The organism is Pigmentiphaga litoralis (genome assembly GCF_014651835.1).
Classification (GTDB): domain Bacteria; phylum Pseudomonadota; class Gammaproteobacteria; order Burkholderiales; family Burkholderiaceae_B; genus Pigmentiphaga; species Pigmentiphaga litoralis.
Map to the genome: position 1 here is coordinate 4,019,509 of NZ_BMXQ01000001.1, position 16,974 is coordinate 4,036,482.

Here is a 16,974-nt window from a genome sequence, read left to right on the forward strand (position 1 = left end):
GAGGACGCCGGTCAGGAGCCGGACAGCACTTTACCCGGATTATTTCCTTATTTGCGCGTTGCAGCAAATCGGGCCCGCCATCCGGAAGATTCTAGACCTATTGGGTTAAGACAGCACCATCCTCGGGTGGACATCAGGGTCACTCCGAAGGCCGGGGAGTAAGCCGTGGCCGGGGCAGGCGGCCGAAGGTGGCGGAGTGCCGCCGCGGGGGCTACGTGGCGACACTGATCAGACGAGCGTTGAGCAAGTGTGACGGGCGGCGTCTCTTGGCGATAGCGGGTGCTTACTCAACGGCGGGTTCGCGGCGGAAAAGGTGCGAGTGCACGGCGCCCGCGCGGTCGATGCGAAGGAGTTCCATGCCCGGCGGCGGGGGCATGACGGCTTCGGCTTCGATGTACAGAAGACCATCGTCCGCCAGCACGGCCAGGGCCTTGGGAATGGCGCGCTCGAGCCAGTCTCCGCCAAAAGGAGGATCCAGAAAGATCAGGTCGAAGCGCGTGGGCGCCTGGCGCGGGATGGCGACCATGGCATCGCCGGCGATCAACGTGACGTTGCTGATGTGCAGCTTGTCGCACAGGGCCTTCAGGGCGGACAGGGCGCCACGGTCATGCTCGATCATGACGACCGACGACACCCCGCGGGAGACGGCCTCGAGCCCCAGCGCACCGGTGCCGGCAAAGGCGTCCAACACCTGTCGGCCTTCGAATTCGCCGTCCCACAGGTGCGTGATCCAGTTGAACAGCGTTTCGCGCACGCGATCGGGGGTGGGGCGCAGACCGGTGCGATCGAGCACCGGGATCATCGTCCGCTTGAATTGACCGCCGATGATGCGGATTTTGTGCGGGATGACCGCTTTTGGCCGGACGCGCGGCTTGGTGGATGGTGGCATGATGTCTGACCGGTAGAATCAGGGGATTCTATGTCGTATGCGCCGCGCGTGCTGGCGCGACGACGTGGCGGGCTGGCGGACGGTGCGGACGCGGACGAGTTGATCCGTGGCGACCGGCGCCCGACATGCCCGCCGTGACGCTCTATCAGACAGGTTTTCATGTTCAGTTTCTTCAAGAAAAAAATCTTCAAGACCGATACGCCGGAGCCCAAGACGCCCGACGAGGTCAATCAGGATCAGGACGCCCAGCGGCGCGAGGCGGATGCGCGGGACGCGGCGAAGGAAGGCGCGACGCCGGCTGCACCGTCGGCGCCTGTGGTTGCACCGGCGCCTGTGCCGGCGCCAGCGTCCGATGCGCCTGTGCCGGCGCCAGCGTCCCATGCGCCTGCGACCCCTGCCACAGCCAAGACTGCCGTTCCCGCACCGGCTGCTCCTTCGCCGACCGCGCCGATACCGGCTGCTCCAGCACCGGCTGGTGCGCCCTCTGCACCGGGTTCTGCAGCTGGACCCGGCGCGCCCGTCGGTCTGACACGGACGGCGCCGGCCGCTCCAGCTCCGGCTGCCGCCCCGGCCGTGCCGGGAGTCTCGACCGGGGCGGCGCGGGCCGCTGCTTTGCCGGTCACGCCGGCTGCTGCGCCTGCCGCCCCGGGCGCCGCACCGACGTCTTTCCTGCCGCCCTTAACGCCCATAACGCCCATGCCGGCGGAGGCGCCAGCGGAATCGTTCCTGCCGCCGGTCACGCCAACGCCCGACATCGTTGCCCCGACGGAATCCTTCCTGCCGCCGGTGTCGCCGTTGCCAGACGTACCGGCCACGGAATCTTTCCTGCCACCGGCCGCGCCCACGCCGGCGCCGGCAACGCCCGCGGCTCCGGCCTGGATGCCTGCGCCAGCGGCGCCGGCTTCAGTGCCTGCGCCGGCCCCCGCTGCCGCGCCTTCCGTTGCCGCGTCCCCGGTCGCGGCTCCCGCCGTCGCGCCTGCTGCGCCGTCGGCGTTCGTTCCAGCCGCACCGGCACCAGCGCCCGCACCCACAGCCGCACCGGCATCAGCGCCAGCACCCACAGCGGCACCGGCGCCAACGCCGGCGCCCACAGCCGCACCAGCGCCAGCGCCCACAGCCGCACCAGCGCCAGCAGCCACAGCGTCACCGGCACCGGCACCGGCAACACCGGCGGCGGCACGGCCAGCACCAGTGCCCACAGCCGCACCGGCACCGGCACCTGCACCTGCACCTGCACCGGTAACCGATTCAAGTTCCGCTGCCGCCGCTCCGCCTGTTCCTGCGGCGCGTGTTGAACCGGCGGTTCCGGCGATGCCTCCGGCGGCTGTGCCGCGCGTGGAACCGGTGGCGCCTGCCGCCCCTGCTCAGCGCACGGCTCCTTCGGTTCCTACCGTTGCACCCGGACGCACGGACCCTGCCCAGGTGTCTACAGCGCCTGTGGCCGCACAGCCTGCCTCCCCACCGGCCGCCGCTCCCGCCCCGGTCGCTGCGCCGCGTGTAGAGCCGGTCCGGCCCGTGACGCCTCCTGCGTCAGCGACGCCTACCGCAGCGACGCCCACCGCACCGGCACCAACCCCAGCGACCCCAACCCCAACGACCCCGACCCCCGCGCCGACTCCCGCCCCCGCGGGCGCCGTCTCGGCCGTGCGCTCGTTCTTCACCCGGCTGTCTCCGACGGCGGAACCGGTACGCGAGGCGCCTCCTGTCGCTGCCCCGACTCCGGTCCTCCCCGATCACGCGGTGACCCCGACGGTCCCGGCACCGGCGCCGACCGTTGCACCGGCACCGGCCGTGTCGACGCCGATCGCGATCACGCCTGTGCCGCCGACGCCGGTTCCCGAGCCGACCCCCGCCGCCGCGAAAGCGGCCAAGGCGAACTGGCTGAACCGTCTCAAGACGGGGTTGTCGCGCACGGGCCAGAACTTCACGTCGCTGTTCATCGGCGTGAAGGTCGACGAGGATCTGTTCGAGGAACTGGAAACCGCGCTGATCATGGCGGACACGGGCGTGGACGCCGCCGTGTCGCTGCTGAAGAGCTTGCGTGCGCGCGTGAAGCAGGAACGGATCGAGGACGCTCAGCGCGTGAAGGTGGTGCTGCGCGAAGTGCTGGCGGCGCATTTGCGGCCGTTGGAGAAGTCCTTTGCACTGGACCGTCCGTACCCGGTGGTGACGATGCTGGCCGGCGTGAACGGCGCGGGCAAGACGACGTCGATCGGCAAGCTGGCGCGCACCTTCCAGAACCAGGGCAAGAAGGTCTTGCTGGCCGCGGGCGATACGTTCCGGGCGGCCGCGCGTGAGCAGCTGGTGGAGTGGGGCACGCGCAATAACGTGACGGTGATCGCGCAGGACGGCGGCGATCCGGCCGCGGTGGCGTTCGATGCGGTGCAGTCGGGCAAGGCGCGCGGGATGGGTGTGGTGATGATCGACACGGCGGGCCGCTTGCCTACCCAACTGCACCTGATGGAAGAGATCAAGAAGATCAAGCGCGTGATCGGCAAGGCCGATCCAACCGCGCCGCACGAAGTGCTGCTGGTGATCGATGGCAATACGGGCCAGAACGCGTTGGCGCAGATCAAGGCGTTCGATCAGGCGATCGGTCTGACCGGTCTGATCGTGACCAAGCTGGACGGCACGGCCAAGGGCGGCATTCTGGCCGCCGTCGCCGCGGGCGCGCAGGGCGTGCGGCCAATTCCGGTGTATTGGATCGGCGTGGGCGAAGGGATCGAGGATCTGCAGCCGTTCGTGGCGGACGAATTCGCGGGCGCGGTGCTAGGGCTGTAAACGGCAGGCAAGCAAGGACGTGAGGTTCAGGCGGCTCAGGCTTGAGCCGCACGATTCTGCCGCAGACTTGGCCGCGAACGTGGGGGGTTTCGTCGCCCCTTTCGCGCCGCTGAGGGCTCCGGTCCACACGCATTAGGTGCGCTTGGGGCTGGCGTCAGCCGACCTGTGCACCGCCCCATGGCAGCGTTGCTTTGATGAGGTATCTGGTGCGGCGCGAACCGACCCCCGCAACCAGCGCGTCGCAACTTGACCGCGTAATCGACTCCCAAAACATGACGGCCCCGGAAAGTCGTTGAACGACTCGCCAGGGCCTGGGGAAAGTGCGCAGTTCAGGACGCAAAGTCCTGAACTGCCATCATCTACATCAACGCATCACATCATCACGCCACGCGGCGCGCCAGCCGCACGACTGTCACGCCCGGCAGCAGTTGCCGAAGCGACGGCATGACCAGCGTGCAGTTGTCATAAGGCGTCACGACAGGCTCGCCATCCGACCAGCCGATCACGGTGCCGGCCTTCTCCAGTTCTTCAAGACCTTGCCAGTCCTGCGAGAAGGTGAAGTCCATGCTGCGCGCCACGACGGCATCGGTCACCTGGATGGCCAGCTGTTCGTCGGGCAGCGGCATGAACCAGTCGGCTGGGAAGTCGCCGTCGTCCACGATGCCGGATGCCTTTACGAAGCGGGCCACCTGATCACGGGCGACATCGCGGCTTTCGAGTGCGCCGTGGAAGCCGCATTCGATCAGCAGGCTGCGCGTGCCGTTTTCTTCCAGGTCGCCGAAGCGGCCGAAGTCACGCATGCGCACGCCGTCTTTGTGGCCGGCGTCGACGATGACATGACGCGGTGCGCCCATCTCGCGCGCCAGTTCCAGGTTGCGCGGCTGCATGCCGGTCAGCAGCAGCGGCGCACATGGTTCGTGCATGGAATGCAGGTCCAGCAGCCAGTCCGCCTTTTCGACGAACGGGCGCAGTGCCAGGGCGCGCTGGCGCTCGCGGGTGTTGGGATCGGCCAGCTTGTCGGCGCTCCAGACCCGGTTCAGGTCCTGGTCAAGAAAGCGCGACTTGTCGTGCTGCGCCGGATCGAAGGTGTCGAAGGCGCCCAGGTTGGCAAACACCAGGGTCAGGGTGCCGCGGCGTGGGCGCAGGCCCAGCGCCAGGGCGTCCTTGATCGCCCACGCGCCGCACAGCTCGTTGCCGTGGACCAGCGCGCTGATCATGACGTTGCGGCCAGGCACGCCGGAGTCGAAATGCCAGACGCCGTCGACGCCGGTATTGCCGGCCCGCTCGACGCTCAGATCGGGGTAGGGCAGCAGAAATTCGTGGCTGGCCATGGTGCGTTACTCCTGGATGTTGGCGACGTCGACGATGCGCTTGTACTTGGCGGTTTCGGCAGCCTGGAACTTGGCGAGGTCAAAGCCGGCGGCGGCCACGCTGGCGCCGGTTTCCTGCATCTTGGTGCGGAATTCAGGCGTGTTGACGACGTCGTTCAGGGCCTGTTGCAGCTTCTGCGCAACGGGTTCCGGCAGGCCGGCAGGACCGTACAGCGCGAACCACAGGTCGATGTTGACGTTCTTGAGCTCGGGCGTTTCGGCCATGGTGGGGATTTCAGGCGCGAGCGGGGTGCGCTTGGTCTGCAGCAGACCGATCGGCTGGACCTTGCCGGCGCGGATCTGGGGCAGGGCGCTGGACAGCACGAACACGCCGAACTGCAGCTGACCGCCGACCAGGTCGTTGGTCAGGGGCGCGACGCCGCGATAAGGAACGTGGACCAGGTCGAGCTTGGCCGCTTCCTTGACCATCTCGCCGCCCAGGTGCAGGCCGGTGCCCACGCCCGACGAACCAAAGCTGTACTTGCCCGGGTTGGCGCGCACTTGAGCCAGGAATTCCGGCGCGGTCTTGACGCCCGAGTTGAGCGACGACACCAGCACCAGCGGCTGCGTGCTGATCAGGCCGATCGGCGTGAAGTCTTTCAGGCCGTCGTACTTGACGGCCTTGTTGATCAGCTTGGCGATGGCCATTTCGTTCGATGCGCCCACCAGCAGGGTGTAGCCGTCGGGAGCCGCCTTGATGACGCGCTGCGCGCCGATCACGCCACCGGCGCCGCCGACGTTTTCAATCACGACCTGCTGGCCGATTTTCTTGGACAGCTCGGCGCCGAACAGGCGGGCCGTCAGGTCGGTACTGCCACCCGCCGGGTAACCGACCACGATGGTGATCGGACGGCTGGGATAGTTGCCCTGGGCGAAGGCGGCCGGAACGGCAGCCACGGAAGTCAGGGCGAGGGCAACGGCCAGCGCGCGGCGGCGAAAGCAGGGGGACATGGAAACTCCGGATGGGGATGGCATATTCAGAAACGTCTATGCTGCCGAAGGAGGATGTGGCCGATGTGCCGTTTCGGCACGGTGCCGTGCCGTATCGATTCTAGCGGTGCGATTCGGTGGCGGCCCAGATGGCTTCCAGCATGTCGCTTTGGCGCGCCCGCGCCCGGTACAGGCGGACTTCGAAGGGGACTTCATCGCTGCGGCCACCCAGTACCGCCATGGTCTTGCGCCGGCAGTCGCTGGCGACCATGGACCATGGCAACCACGCAACACCCAGGCCTTTTCGAACGAATTCGTAGATCGCGTCGGCCGAGTCGCACCGTACGAACGGGGTCAGGGATATCGGCGCGCCATTGCGCTCGAAGTGGTCGGACAGCAGCCGGCCCATGGCCAGGGTCTGGCCGTAGGAGATCAGCGGCGCGGCGCGTTCGGTGTGGCCCAGGGCGAAACGCGGCTCGCCCTGCGCATCGGCAATGCTGACCGGCACCAGCTTTTCATGCGCCAGGGTCAGGTGGCGATAGCGGTGCCCGTTGATCGGAATCGACAGCGCCCGATGTTCATAGCAGCACAGCAGGTCGACCTTGCCCTGTTCCAGCTGCACGGCCAGATCTTGCGTGGCGCCCGTCAGAATCTCGATCTGCGCCTTGCCGCGGATCGGGCTGCGCGGCATGTAGGTCAGCCGCGCGAGCCAGTCGGCGGCCAAGGTGCGCGCCAGCGTCCGGCCGGTGCCCAGCCGCACCCGCGTGTCCGCCGCGCCGCCATGCTGCTGCAACTGCGTGCGCGCCTGCGTGACGCTTTCCACCGTGCGTTCGGCGGTCTTGAGCAGCACTTCGCCTTCGGCCGTCAGCTGCACCGGCGTGCGGTTGCGTTCCACCAGCGGCGCGCCGGCCCAGGCTTCGAGCGCGCGGATGCGGCGGCCGAACGCCGGATGCGTCACATGCCGCAGTTCCGCCGCGCGCACGAAGCTTTGCGTGCGCGCCAGGGCGATCAGGTCTTCAAACAGCTTGAGGTCCATGGCCTCTCAATGCAGGATCTGGCTCAGGAACAGCCGCGTGCGTTCGTGCTGCGGGTGGGTAAAGAAGGCTTCGGGCGTGTTCTGTTCCACGATGCGCCCCTGGTCCATGAACAGCACGCGGTCGGCCACCTGGCGCGCAAATCCCATCTCGTGCGTGACGCACAGCATGGTCATGCCGCTGTCGGCCAGCGACGTCATGACATCCAGCACTTCCTTGACCATTTCCGGGTCGAGCGCCGACGTGGGTTCGTCGAACAGCATGATCTTGGGCGCCATGCACAGCGACCGCGCAATCGCCACGCGTTGCTGCTGTCCGCCCGACAACTGGCCGGGATACTTGTTGGCCTGCTCCGGAATGCGCACGCGTTCCAGGTAGCGCATGGCGGTGGCTTCGGCCTGGGCGCGGGGCTGCTTGAGCACCCAGATCGGCCCCAGCGTCAGGTTCTGCAGCACGGTCAGATGCGGGAACAGGTTGAAGTGCTGGAACACCATGCCCACGTCGCGGCGCACGGCGTCGATGTGCTTGAGGTCGTTGGTCAGCTCGATGCCGTCGACCACGATGCGCCCCTGCTGATGCTGTTCGAGTCGGTTGATGCAGCGAATCAGGGTCGACTTGCCCGAGCCGGACGGGCCGCAGATGACGATGCGTTCACCGCGCGCCACCGTCAGGTCGATGTCGCGCAGCACGTGGTACGGGCCAAACCACTTGTTGACACCCGACAGTTCGATCAGGGGCTTGGCCGCGTCAACCGAAACGTGGTCGGTTGCGGCCGCCTTGGACACATCAGTCACGACGGTTCTCCAATCGGCGTTCCAGCGCCTGGCTGTATTTGGACATGGAATAACAGAAGACGAAGTAGATGGCCGCCACGAACACATAGGCCTCGGTAGAAAACCCGGGCCAGGCGGCGTCGGTCAATGCGGCCTTGGTCGATTGCGTCAGGTCGAAAATGCCGATGATGACGACCAGCGACGTGTCCTTGAACACGCCGATGAACAGGCTGACCAGCGGCGCGATCACGACCTTCAAGGACTGGGGCAGCACCACCAAACGCATCTGCTGCCAATAGCTCAGGCCGATGGCATCGGCGCCTTCGTATTGGCCCTTGGGGATCGCCTGCAGGCCGCCACGCACCAGCTCGGCCAGGTAGGCCGCCGCGAACAGGATGATGGCGATCTGCGCCCGCAACAGCTTGTCGACACCAAAGCCTTCCGGAAAGAACAGCGGCAGCATCACCGAGGACATGAACAGCAGGCTGATGAGCGGCACGCCGCGGATCAGTTCGATGTAGACGACGCACAGGGCCTTGATCACCGGCAAAGTCGACCGCCGGCCCAACGCCAGCAGCACGCCCAGCGGAAACGCAAACGCCACGCCGACCGTGGACAGGATCAGGGTCAGAGGCAGGCCGCCCCACTTGGTCGTCTCCACATAAGACAGACCCAGGAAGCCGCCCCACATCAACCCCGCAACCAGCGCGATGCTGACCGCCCAGATCACGGCCAGCCACCGGTTCCAGAACCGCCGCAGGCAACTGACGATCAGGGCCCCGATCAACACCAGGGACGCGATCAGCGGCCGCCATTGCTCGTCGTATGGATAGAGCCCGAACAAAATGAGCCGGTGCTTTTCGGCGATGAAGGCCCAGCAGGCGCCGCCTGTATTGCGGCAGGCATCGGCCGACGGTGCCACGAAGGTGGCGCGGATCAGCCCCCATTCGATGATCGCCGGCAGCACCATGACCAGGACCCAGACACCCAGCAGCGTCAGCAGGATATTGAGCGGCGACGACAGCAGATTGGCGCGGACCCAGGCGAGCGGCGACACGCGCTGCGAGGGGGCAGGTGCGTCGATCACGGGGGAAGAGGAGGGGGCGGCCATGCTAGCGCTCGGTCAGCGCCATGCGGCGGTTGTACCAGTTCATCAGCACCGAAATCGTCAGGCTGACGACCAGGTAGGCGGCCATGATGATCAGGATGCCTTCGATGGCTTGCCCGGTCTGGTTCAAGGTGGTGTTCACGACCGACACGATGTCCGGGTAGCCGATCGCCACCGCCAGCGAACTGTTCTTGGTGATGTTCAGGTACTGGTTCGTCATGGGCGGAATGATCACGCGCAGGGCTTGCGGCAGCACGACCAGGCGCAGCGCGGCCCCGCGGCGCAGGCCGATGGCCTCGGCGGCTTCCCACTGCCCCGCGTTGACCGACTGGATGCCCGACCGCACGACTTCGGCAATGAACGCGGCGGTATAGATCACCAGCCCGACCAGCAAGGCGGCAAATTCGGGCGTCAAGGTGGCGCCGCCCACAAAGTCAAAGCCTTGCAGACGCGGCATGTCCAGCGCCAGCGGCGCGCCGCCCGCCAGCCATCCCAGCACCGGAAAACCCACCAGCATCGCCACGACCCAGCGGCCCACGGGCGGCGCCTTGCCCGCCGTATCGCGCCGGCGCCGTGCCCAATGCGCAAACACCAGCGATGCCACGATGGCCAGCGCAAATCCGCCCAGCGCCAGGTCGAACGCCAGCGCTTCGGCCGGCAGGGGCAGCTTGATGCCGCGATTGGACACGAACACGCCCGGCAACAAGGCCACGGCCTGCCGCGGCCCGGGGGTGTTCTCGGTGATCAGCGAATACCAGAAAAACAGTTGCAGCAGCAGCGGCACGTTGCGGAACAGTTCCACATAGCCGCTGGCCAGCTTGCCGATCAACCAGTTCTTTGACAGCCGCGCAATGCCGATCAGGGTGCCGAGCAGGGTCGCGAGTACGATGCCGATCGCCGCGACCCGCAAGGTGTTGAGCAGCCCCACGGCAATGGCTTTGGCGTAGGTATCTTGCGGGCCGTAGGCAATGGGCGTTTCGCCGATTGCAAAGCCGGCTTCGGCATCCAGGAAACCAAAGCCCGACTGGATGTTGAGCGCGTTCAGGTTCGACCGCGTGTTGGACACGAGCGTCACCACGGCCAGCACGACCAGCGCCACCGCGACGATCTGATAGACCATCGCGCGGACCGCCGGGTTGCTCCAGCTCAGACGCATGGGGTGGCGCGCATGGACGCAGGCATTACGCGGGGATCAACGCAGTGGCAGCGCGTACATCAGCCCGCCCTGAGTGTGCAAGGCGTTGGCGCCGCGCGGCATCTTCATGGGGCTGCCCTGGCCCACGTTGCGCTCGAAGCTTTCGCCGTAATTGCCGACCTGCTTGACGACGTTGTAGACCCACTTTTCGTCCACGCCCAGGTTCTTGCCCACGCCCGGCACCACACCCAGCAGGCGCTGGATGTTGGGGTTCGGGCTCTTGAGCATCTGGTCCACGTTCCTGGACGTGACGCCGTATTCTTCAGCCTCGATCATGGCGTTCAGCGTCCACTTCACGATGTCCAGCCACTGGTCGTCACCCTGGCGCACCATGGGTCCCAGCGGCTCCTTGGACAGCAGTTCGGGCAGCACGATGTAATCGTCCGGGTTGGGCAGCTTGGTGGTGCGAATGACGTTCAGGCCCGATGCGTCGGTGGTGTAGGCATCGCAGCGGCCGGCCGCGAAGGCGCGGATGACTTCGTCGAACTTGTCGATCACCACCGGCTTGAAGGTGATCTTGTTCGCGCGGAAGTAATCGGCCAGGTTCAGTTCGGTGGTCGTGCCCGGCTGCATGCAGATCGCCGCGCCGTTCAGGTCCTTGGCGCTTTTCACGTTCAGCTTCTTGGCCACCATCAAGCCCTGGCCGTCGTAAAAATTGACGCCCGCGCCGTTCAGACCGAGCGCGGTGTCGCGCTGCAGGGTGATCGACGTGTTGCGCGGCAAGACGTCCACCTCGCCTGACTGCAGGGCGGTAAAACGCTGCTGCGTGTTCAGCGGCGTCAGCTTGATCTTGGTGGCGTCGCCGAACAGGGTGGCGGCCACGGCGCGGCACAGGTCCACGTCGATGCCCGTCCAGACACCCTTGCTGTCGGGATTGCTGAAACCGGCCACGCCTGTGGATACGCCGCATTGCACGAAGCCTTTTTTCTTGACGGCGTCGAGCGTGGCGCCCGCGTGCGCGACCTGGACCACCTGGACGGCGCCCAGCATGGCGATCGCGGCTACGGCTGATTTCAACAATTTCATCTCGTTTTCCTTTCTGCGTGCAGGGGGTGGACTATAAATCACCCGCCTGCGGGACTTGGCCTGTACCCTAGCATGGGTCCCGAGGACTGAGAACCGCCCGGGCGATATCCTTGCAGTCACGCGCGTTACTATTTCCTTCTCATGATCGAATTCCAGCAAGTCTACAAATCGTACGGACGCGGCATCGACACCCTTGCCGACGTCAACTTCGGGATTGCCGCCGGCGAGTTCGTGTTCGTGTCGGGCCCGTCCGGGGCCGGCAAGTCCACCTTGCTCAAGCTGATCAGCGGGCTTGACGTCCCGACACGCGGCACCATCCTGGTCAACGGCCAGAACGTCGGCAAGCTGCCCGGCCGCGCCCGCCCGTACTTTCGCCGCGCCGTCGGCACCATCCTGCAAGACGTGCACTTGCTCCAGGATCGCAACGCTTTTGAAAACGTGCTGTTTCCCCTGATCGTGACCGGCCATTCGCGGGCCGCTGCCGAAAAACGCGCCCGCGCCGCCATCGACAAGGTCGGCCTGGCGAACAAGGACAAGCTGCGGCCCCAGGAACTGTCGGGGGGCGACCAGCAGCGCCTGGCCATTGCCCGCGCCATCGTCAACCGGCCGGCCCTGCTGATCGTGGACGAGCCTACCGCCAACCTGGACCGCGACAGCGCACAACGGATCGCCGATGTGTTCCGCGACTTCAACCAGGTCGGCGTCACCACCGTGATCGCGACCCACGACGAATCCCTGATCGACGACTACGCGCATCGCGTGCTGCACATCGAAGGCGGACGGCTGACCGACCTGGGCGCCCGCACCCCGCGCGCGTCGCGCAGCCACGGAGCGCGCGCATGAGCCCGCTGATCCGGCAACACCGCTATGCCTTGGCCGTCACGCTGCGCCGCCTGATCGCGCAGCCGTTTTCATCGATCGCCAACTTTCTGGTGATCACGCTGGCGCTGGCCATTCCGCTGCTCGGGTCGACGGCCTTGCTGGCCTTGCAGCCGGTGGCCAACCACCTGGCCGCCGCGCCCGAAATCACCGTCTTCATGAAGGTGGAAGCGACTTCCGACGAAACCGCCGCGGTGGCCGATCGCATCCGCCGCGATCACGAGGGCGACGTCGACAAGGTCCGCGTCATTCCGCGCGACCAGGCCCTGGCCGACCTGAAAGCCAACCCCGCCTATGCCGATGCCCTGGCCGTGCTGCCGGGCAACCCGCTGCCCGACGCGGTGGTGGTGACGCTGTCGGGAGATGCCGACCTGACCGCGCGCGCCAAGCGCCTGGAAGCCAACTGGAGCCAGTGGGGCAAGGTGGACGTGGTGCAACTGGACAGCGCGTGGGTCCAGCGGCTGGAAGCCATCATCCGCTTTGGCCGCATGGGCCTGCTGTTCCTGGGGCTGGTCGTGGCCGTGGCCGTGCTGGCCGCGGTGTTCAACACCGTGCGCATGCAGGCGCTATCGCAGCGCGAAGAAATCGGCGTGGCGCGGCTGGTGGGCGCCACCGAATCCTTCGTGCGCCGGCCGTTCCTGTATCTGGGCGCGGTCAGCTGCGCCATCTCGGCGCTGGGGGCAATCGGGGTGGTGGCGCTGGCCCTGGGGCCGCTGAACGCGGCGCTGGCGGACCTGGCGCGCACCTACGGGGCGGAATTTGCGCTGCGCCTGCCCGAACCGCTGTGGCTGGCGGTGTTCGTGGTGGCCGTGGCCGCGCTGGGCGCGTTTTCGGCGCGGTGGTCGGTCAAGCGGAACACGCGGTTTTGATGCGTTAGGTGCTGCCGTCGGGGGCTTGTGCAAACGCAGGTTCAGGACGGCAAGTAAAAAAGGGCAGGCCTTGAGGGCCTGCCCTTTGTCTTTGTGGCGGGTGGCTAATCCGCCTTGATATTGAACTCCGCCACCACCTGCCCATAGCGCTGATATTCCTCGCGGACTTCGCGCTGCGCGTCTTCGACCGTGCTGCCCAGGGTTTCCACCCCGGCCGCCCGCATCTTTTCTTTGACGTCGGGTGCGCGCATGACGGCGTTGATCTCGCGGTTCAGGCGCGCCAGCACCGGGGCGGGCGTCCTGGCTGGCGCCATCACCGGGAAGAACACGTTCAGTTCGACGCCCGGAATGCCGCTTTCGGTCAGCGTCGGCACGTTGGGCAGCAGGGCGCTGCGCGCCTTTTCGGTGACGGCGACCGCGACCAGTTGTCCGCCGTCGATGTATTGCGTGACGCCGCCCAGTGCCGAAAAGACCAGCTTGATCTGGCCCCCGACCGTGTCCATGACGGCCGGCATCACGCCCTTGTAGGGCACGTGGGTCAGCTCGGTCTTGGTGGCTTTGGAGAAGAGCTGGCCGGCAATGTGCTGTGGCGATCCGGACCCGGACGACGCATACGGCAGGCCGGGATTCGACTTGGCGTAGGCGGCCAGTTCGCGCGGCGTTTTGACGCCCAGCGACGGGTGGGCCAGGATGACCAGGGGCGACGATGCGGTCTTGACGATCACGGTCAGGTCATTGACGACGTCGACGCCGCTGCCGGCGCCCTTGGGCAGCACGTGCGGCGCGCCCAGCAGCGTGCTGGGGCTGAGCAGCAGCGTGTAGCCGTCGGGCTCGGCCCGTGCAACGGAGGCCGCGCCGATCATGCCGCTGGCGCCTGGCCGGTTGGTCACGATCACGGTTTGGCCCAGCGTGGCCGGCAGGCGTTCGGCCAGCAGCCGGGCGAGCATGTCGGTGCTGGAGCCGGGCGGGACGGGCACGATCAGGGTGATGGGCTTGGTGGGGGACCAGGCTGCGGCGTTGGCATTGGCGCCCGCAGCCGCGCCGGTTGTGGCACCGGCGGTTTGCGCGTGCGCCAGGGGAAGCAGCGCCGCGCACAATGCCGCGGCGCTCAAGGTCTTGAACAGCGTGTGGATCATCGGTGTCTCCTCAGTGTTGTCGTGTCAGCCCGGGCGGGGGGCCTCGTGCAGCCGGGCCGATGGGGTCACTATCCGCCCCGCCTGGGTCTGGCCCGGGGCCGGCCGGAGTAGGTCACCACCCGCCCCGGCCCGCGCCGTCACAGCGTGATGTTGATGTTCTTGCTTTGTGTGTACGACAGCAGTTCTTCGATCGATTCGTCGCGGCCGATGCCGGACTGCTTGTAGCCGCCATACCCCGTGCCCAGGAAGTGCGGTCCGGCGTTGTTGACCCAGATGAAGCCCGACTGGATGCGGCCGGCGGCGCGATGGGCATTGGCCAGGTCGCGCGTGAAGATGGCGCCGGTCAAGCCGTATTCCACCGCATTGACCTGCTTGAGCATCTCGTCTTCATCCGTCCATGCAATCACCGACAGCACCGGGCCAAAGATCTCTTCGCGGGCGATGCGCATGTCGGCCGTGACGCCGGTGAACACGGTCGGTTCGATGAACCAGCCCTTGCTCAGCGCCGGATCGTCAGGCGCCTTGCCGCCGCACGCCAAGGTGGCGCCTTCGGCCTTGCCGATCTCGATATACCGCATGATCTTGTCGTGCTGCGCGCGCGAGACGATGGCGCCCATGGTCGTGTCCATGTGGGTCGGGATGCCTTGGCGATAGTGGCGGATCTTTTCCAGCACCCTGGCCACGACCTCGTCATGCACCGAGGCATGCACGAACAGCCGCGACGTCGACCCGCATGACTGCCCGCTCCACGTGAAATTCATGCCGTTGACGGCGCCGGTGCTGGCGCGTTCCAGGTCTGCGTCCGGGTACACCACGCACGCATTCTTGCCCCCCAGTTCCAGGGTGATGCGCTTGAGCCGTTCCGCCCCCGCGCGCGCCACGGCCCGGCCGGTGGCCACGCTGCCGATCAGGGAGACGAACGGCACGTCCGGATGTTCCGACAGTGCCGCGCCGCACGGCGTGCCGCCACTGATCACATTCCACACCCCGGGCGGGAAGATGCCGTCCACCAGTTCCATCAGCCGGTAGGCCGACAGCGGCGCCTGCACCGGCGGCTTCATGACCACCGTGTTGCCGGCGGCCAGCGGCGCGGCGCTTTTGGCGGCAGTGAACATCAACGGGTGGTTGTAGGCCACGATGCGCCCCACGACGCCATAGGGTTCGCGCACCGACATATTGATGACGCCGTCCCCCATCGGGATCGTGTCGCCCTTGATTTCGGTCACCAGGCCGGCAAAGAAATCGAACTGCGCGGCGGCGTTGCGCACATCGCGCACCATCTCGTGCACCGGACTGCCGCAGTTGGCGGCGTCCAGCAGCGCCAGGTCCAGCGCGTTGTCCCGCAGCACGGCCGCCACCTTGCGCAGCATGACCGCGCGGTCGGCCGGCTTGGTTCGGCTCCAGCTTTCAAACGCCGTCTTGGCCGCAGCCACGGCGGCATTGACGTCGTCCGGATTGGCATCGGCGCAGGGTCCCAGCGATTCGCCGGTGGCGGGGCTGAAGGTGTCGACATAGCCGCCCTGCGGGGCATGCCACGCGCCGCCGTAATACAGGTCGCGATGTTCAGGCAGGCGGGGGGCGGTGGCCGGCACGGGCGGCGCGCCATGCGCGGCGGCGGGGGCGGTGAGGGTATCCGGGGACAGGCTCATGATGGCGGGGCCTCTAGGTTCTTGTGATGGCGGACATCCGGCAGAACACAGGGTCTGGCGGGAAGAAGTCGCCGGCGCGGCAATGCACCGGGAAGCGAAGCCATCTTAGGAACCGGACCCCGCATTGGTCCAATGGATAGTCTGAATGTCGGAAATGGACGGGGGTGATGGGGGCGGGGGGGGGGCGCTAGGGCAGCTGTTCCGCGCAGTAATGCGCCGCGAACCGCTGACGGAACCACTGGTTCCCCGGGTCGCGGTGCAGGCATTCATGCCACTGGATATTCAGGTCGATGGCCGGCAGTTCGAACGGCAACGGAACGATCCGCACCGCCGCCAGTTCCGCCATGGACGAGGCCGGGCCGTGGGGGCCGGTCAGGACCAGGTCAGACAGGGCCACGATTTGCGCCAGGCCGCTGACGAACGGTACGGCAAGCATGACGCGCCGACGGATGCCCAGGCCCGAGCATTGCGCTTCGAGCAGGGCGTCCAGCGACGCATGGATCGAGACCGACGGCCGGTAGCTGACGTGGGCGGCGGCCAGGTAGTGCTCGCGCGTCAGGGTGTCGCCGATGGTGGGGTGGTGCTGGCTGACGACGGCAACCCAGTGTTCATTGAAAAGGCTCTGGCGGTGGAAGTCGGCGCCCAGGTCGGGCAGAAAGCCGGTGGCGACGTCCAGGTCGCCGCTGGCCATGGCGACCTTGGCGTCGCGCAGCGGCAGGGCGACGTTGATCACATTCACGTCGGGGGCTTCGCGGCGCAAGGAGGCCACAAAGGCCGGCAGGTGGGCCAGCTGGGCAATGTCACTCATCAGCATGCGGAAGGTCCGCCGCGACGTGGCCGGATCGAAATGGCGGTCGCGCTCGACCACGGCGCGCAGGGCGCCCAGCGCCGCGCGAATTTCAGCTTCCATTTCCAGCGCCAGGGCCGATGGCTGCATGCCCGCTGGCGTGCGCACGAACAGCGGATCGCCAAAGGCATCGCGCAGCCGCTGCAGCGAATTGCTGGCGGCCGATTGCGACAGCCCGACCCGTTCGCCGGCCAGTGTCACGCTGCGCGTCTGCATCAGGGCATCGAAGATCAGAAGCAGATTCAGGTCGAGCTGATTGAGGTTCATGCGTCTCCTGCACAGCGCCGCGCGGCGTGTATTCCGCCGCTGATGTCGTTGCCCAAGCATACAGCCCAGGCAAATCCCGGTCGTGCCAGGCAGGGCAGGCCAGAAAAATCGTGCCGATTCTGACCGTTTGATGACGTGTCATCAAATTTCGGGGGTCAGGACGCTACCATCGGTCAACGCTCATCAATGGCTCGCCCCTCGCCCGTATGCAAGAACCCCGT

Annotated in this window: 15 protein-coding genes; 3 read left to right on the forward strand and 12 right to left on the reverse strand. The window is 66.9% G+C overall.

What is annotated here, in order from left to right:
- Positions 1-283: 283 nt before the first annotated feature.
- Both rsmD and IE116_RS25965 read right to left on the reverse strand, forming a co-directional pair.
- Positions 284-889, reverse strand: coding sequence for a 16S rRNA (guanine(966)-N(2))-methyltransferase RsmD (gene rsmD, locus IE116_RS18370; RefSeq protein ID WP_189614330.1), 606 nt, complete (start codon positions 887-889; stop codon positions 284-286).
- A gap of 736 nt (positions 890-1,625) precedes the next feature.
- On the reverse strand, positions 1,626-2,141 hold the full coding sequence (locus IE116_RS25965; protein WP_229828297.1) for a hypothetical protein: 516 nt from the start codon (positions 2,139-2,141) through the stop codon (positions 1,626-1,628).
- Positions 2,142-2,533: 392 nt separating this feature from the next.
- Between IE116_RS25965 and ftsY the strand changes: the two genes are divergently transcribed.
- Positions 2,534-3,670, forward strand: coding sequence for a signal recognition particle-docking protein FtsY (gene ftsY, locus IE116_RS25970; RefSeq protein WP_373303029.1), 1,137 nt, complete (start codon positions 2,534-2,536; stop codon positions 3,668-3,670).
- A 380-nt stretch (positions 3,671-4,050) separates the two neighbouring features.
- Here the strand turns inward: ftsY and IE116_RS18380 are convergent, their stop codons facing one another.
- From IE116_RS18380 to IE116_RS18410, 7 genes are all read right to left on the reverse strand, one after another.
- Positions 4,051-5,001: a M14 family metallopeptidase gene (locus IE116_RS18380; RefSeq protein WP_189614331.1), complete on the reverse strand. Its 951-nt coding sequence runs from the start codon at positions 4,999-5,001 to the stop codon at positions 4,051-4,053.
- Positions 5,002-5,007: 6 nt separating this feature from the next.
- Positions 5,008-5,991 carry a Bug family tripartite tricarboxylate transporter substrate binding protein gene (locus IE116_RS18385; protein ID WP_189614332.1) on the reverse strand — a complete coding sequence of 328 codons (984 nt, stop codon included), beginning with the start codon at positions 5,989-5,991 and terminating at the stop codon, positions 5,008-5,010.
- Between the two features lie 100 nt (positions 5,992-6,091).
- Complete coding sequence (locus IE116_RS18390; protein ID WP_189614333.1) at positions 6,092-7,006, reverse strand: LysR family transcriptional regulator; 915 nt, start codon at positions 7,004-7,006, stop codon at positions 6,092-6,094.
- A 6-nt stretch (positions 7,007-7,012) separates the two neighbouring features.
- Complete coding sequence (locus IE116_RS18395; protein ID WP_229828503.1) at positions 7,013-7,738, reverse strand: amino acid ABC transporter ATP-binding protein; 726 nt, start codon at positions 7,736-7,738, stop codon at positions 7,013-7,015.
- A 52-nt stretch (positions 7,739-7,790) separates the two neighbouring features.
- Entirely contained in the window at positions 7,791-8,888 is a 1,098-nt protein-coding gene (locus tag IE116_RS18400) for an amino acid ABC transporter permease (protein ID WP_189614335.1), read from the reverse strand.
- Position 8,889: 1 nt separating this feature from the next.
- The gene (locus tag IE116_RS18405) at positions 8,890-10,041 is read right to left on the reverse strand and encodes an amino acid ABC transporter permease (protein ID WP_229828301.1); all 1,152 of its coding nucleotides are present in this window, start codon (positions 10,039-10,041) and stop codon (positions 8,890-8,892) included.
- Positions 10,042-10,077: 36 nt separating this feature from the next.
- Entirely contained in the window at positions 10,078-11,106 is a 1,029-nt protein-coding gene (locus tag IE116_RS18410; protein WP_189614336.1) for an amino acid ABC transporter substrate-binding protein, read from the reverse strand.
- 141 nt (positions 11,107-11,247) lie between these two features.
- Here IE116_RS18410 and IE116_RS18415 point away from each other — a divergent pair, with 141 nt between their 5' ends.
- Both IE116_RS18415 and IE116_RS18420 read left to right on the forward strand, forming a co-directional pair.
- Entirely contained in the window at positions 11,248-11,949 is a 702-nt protein-coding gene (locus IE116_RS18415; protein WP_189614337.1) for a cell division ATP-binding protein FtsE, read from the forward strand.
- On the forward strand, positions 11,946-12,854 hold the full coding sequence (locus tag IE116_RS18420) for a cell division protein FtsX (protein WP_189614338.1): 909 nt from the start codon (positions 11,946-11,948) through the stop codon (positions 12,852-12,854). The genes IE116_RS18415 and IE116_RS18420 overlap by 4 nt, the downstream gene beginning before the upstream one ends.
- Positions 12,855-12,958: 104 nt before the next feature.
- On the opposite strand, the gene IE116_RS18425 is transcribed toward IE116_RS18420, so the two are convergent.
- From IE116_RS18425 to IE116_RS18435, 3 genes are all read right to left on the reverse strand, one after another.
- On the reverse strand, positions 12,959-13,990 hold the full coding sequence (locus tag IE116_RS18425) for a tripartite tricarboxylate transporter substrate binding protein (RefSeq protein WP_189614339.1): 1,032 nt from the start codon (positions 13,988-13,990) through the stop codon (positions 12,959-12,961).
- Between the two features lie 137 nt (positions 13,991-14,127).
- Positions 14,128-15,639 (reverse strand): aldehyde dehydrogenase family protein, encoded by a 1,512-nt coding sequence (locus IE116_RS18430; RefSeq protein WP_189614340.1) that lies wholly within the window; start codon positions 15,637-15,639, stop codon positions 14,128-14,130.
- A 187-nt stretch (positions 15,640-15,826) separates the two neighbouring features.
- Complete coding sequence (locus tag IE116_RS18435) at positions 15,827-16,753, reverse strand: LysR family transcriptional regulator (RefSeq protein ID WP_189614341.1); 927 nt, start codon at positions 16,751-16,753, stop codon at positions 15,827-15,829.
- Between the last annotated feature and the right edge of the window lie 221 nt (positions 16,754-16,974).

Bases quoted from the DNA above. Each gene is read 5' to 3' on its own strand.
- IE116_RS18420 (WP_189614338.1), top strand. From the start codon at position 11,946: ATGAGCCCGCTGATCCGGCAACACCGCTATGCCTTGGCCGTCACGCTG.
- IE116_RS18405 (WP_229828301.1), bottom strand. From the start codon at position 10,041: ATGCGTCTGAGCTGGAGCAACCCGGCGGTCCGCGCGATGGTCTATCAG.
- rsmD (WP_189614330.1), bottom strand. From the start codon at position 889: ATGCCACCATCCACCAAGCCGCGCGTCCGGCCAAAAGCGGTCATCCCG.
- IE116_RS18410 (WP_189614336.1), bottom strand. From the start codon at position 11,106: ATGAAATTGTTGAAATCAGCCGTAGCCGCGATCGCCATGCTGGGCGCC.
- IE116_RS18435 (WP_189614341.1), bottom strand. From the start codon at position 16,753: ATGAACCTCAATCAGCTCGACCTGAATCTGCTTCTGATCTTCGATGCC.
- IE116_RS18385 (WP_189614332.1), bottom strand. From the start codon at position 5,991: ATGTCCCCCTGCTTTCGCCGCCGCGCGCTGGCCGTTGCCCTCGCCCTG.
- IE116_RS18415 (WP_189614337.1), top strand. From the start codon at position 11,248: ATGATCGAATTCCAGCAAGTCTACAAATCGTACGGACGCGGCATCGAC.
- IE116_RS18430 (WP_189614340.1), bottom strand. From the start codon at position 15,639: ATGAGCCTGTCCCCGGATACCCTCACCGCCCCCGCCGCCGCGCATGGC.
- IE116_RS18400 (WP_189614335.1), bottom strand. From the start codon at position 8,888: ATGGCCGCCCCCTCCTCTTCCCCCGTGATCGACGCACCTGCCCCCTCG.
- IE116_RS18380 (WP_189614331.1), bottom strand. From the start codon at position 5,001: ATGGCCAGCCACGAATTTCTGCTGCCCTACCCCGATCTGAGCGTCGAG.
- IE116_RS18425 (WP_189614339.1), bottom strand. From the start codon at position 13,990: ATGATCCACACGCTGTTCAAGACCTTGAGCGCCGCGGCATTGTGCGCG.
- IE116_RS18390 (WP_189614333.1), bottom strand. From the start codon at position 7,006: ATGGACCTCAAGCTGTTTGAAGACCTGATCGCCCTGGCGCGCACGCAA.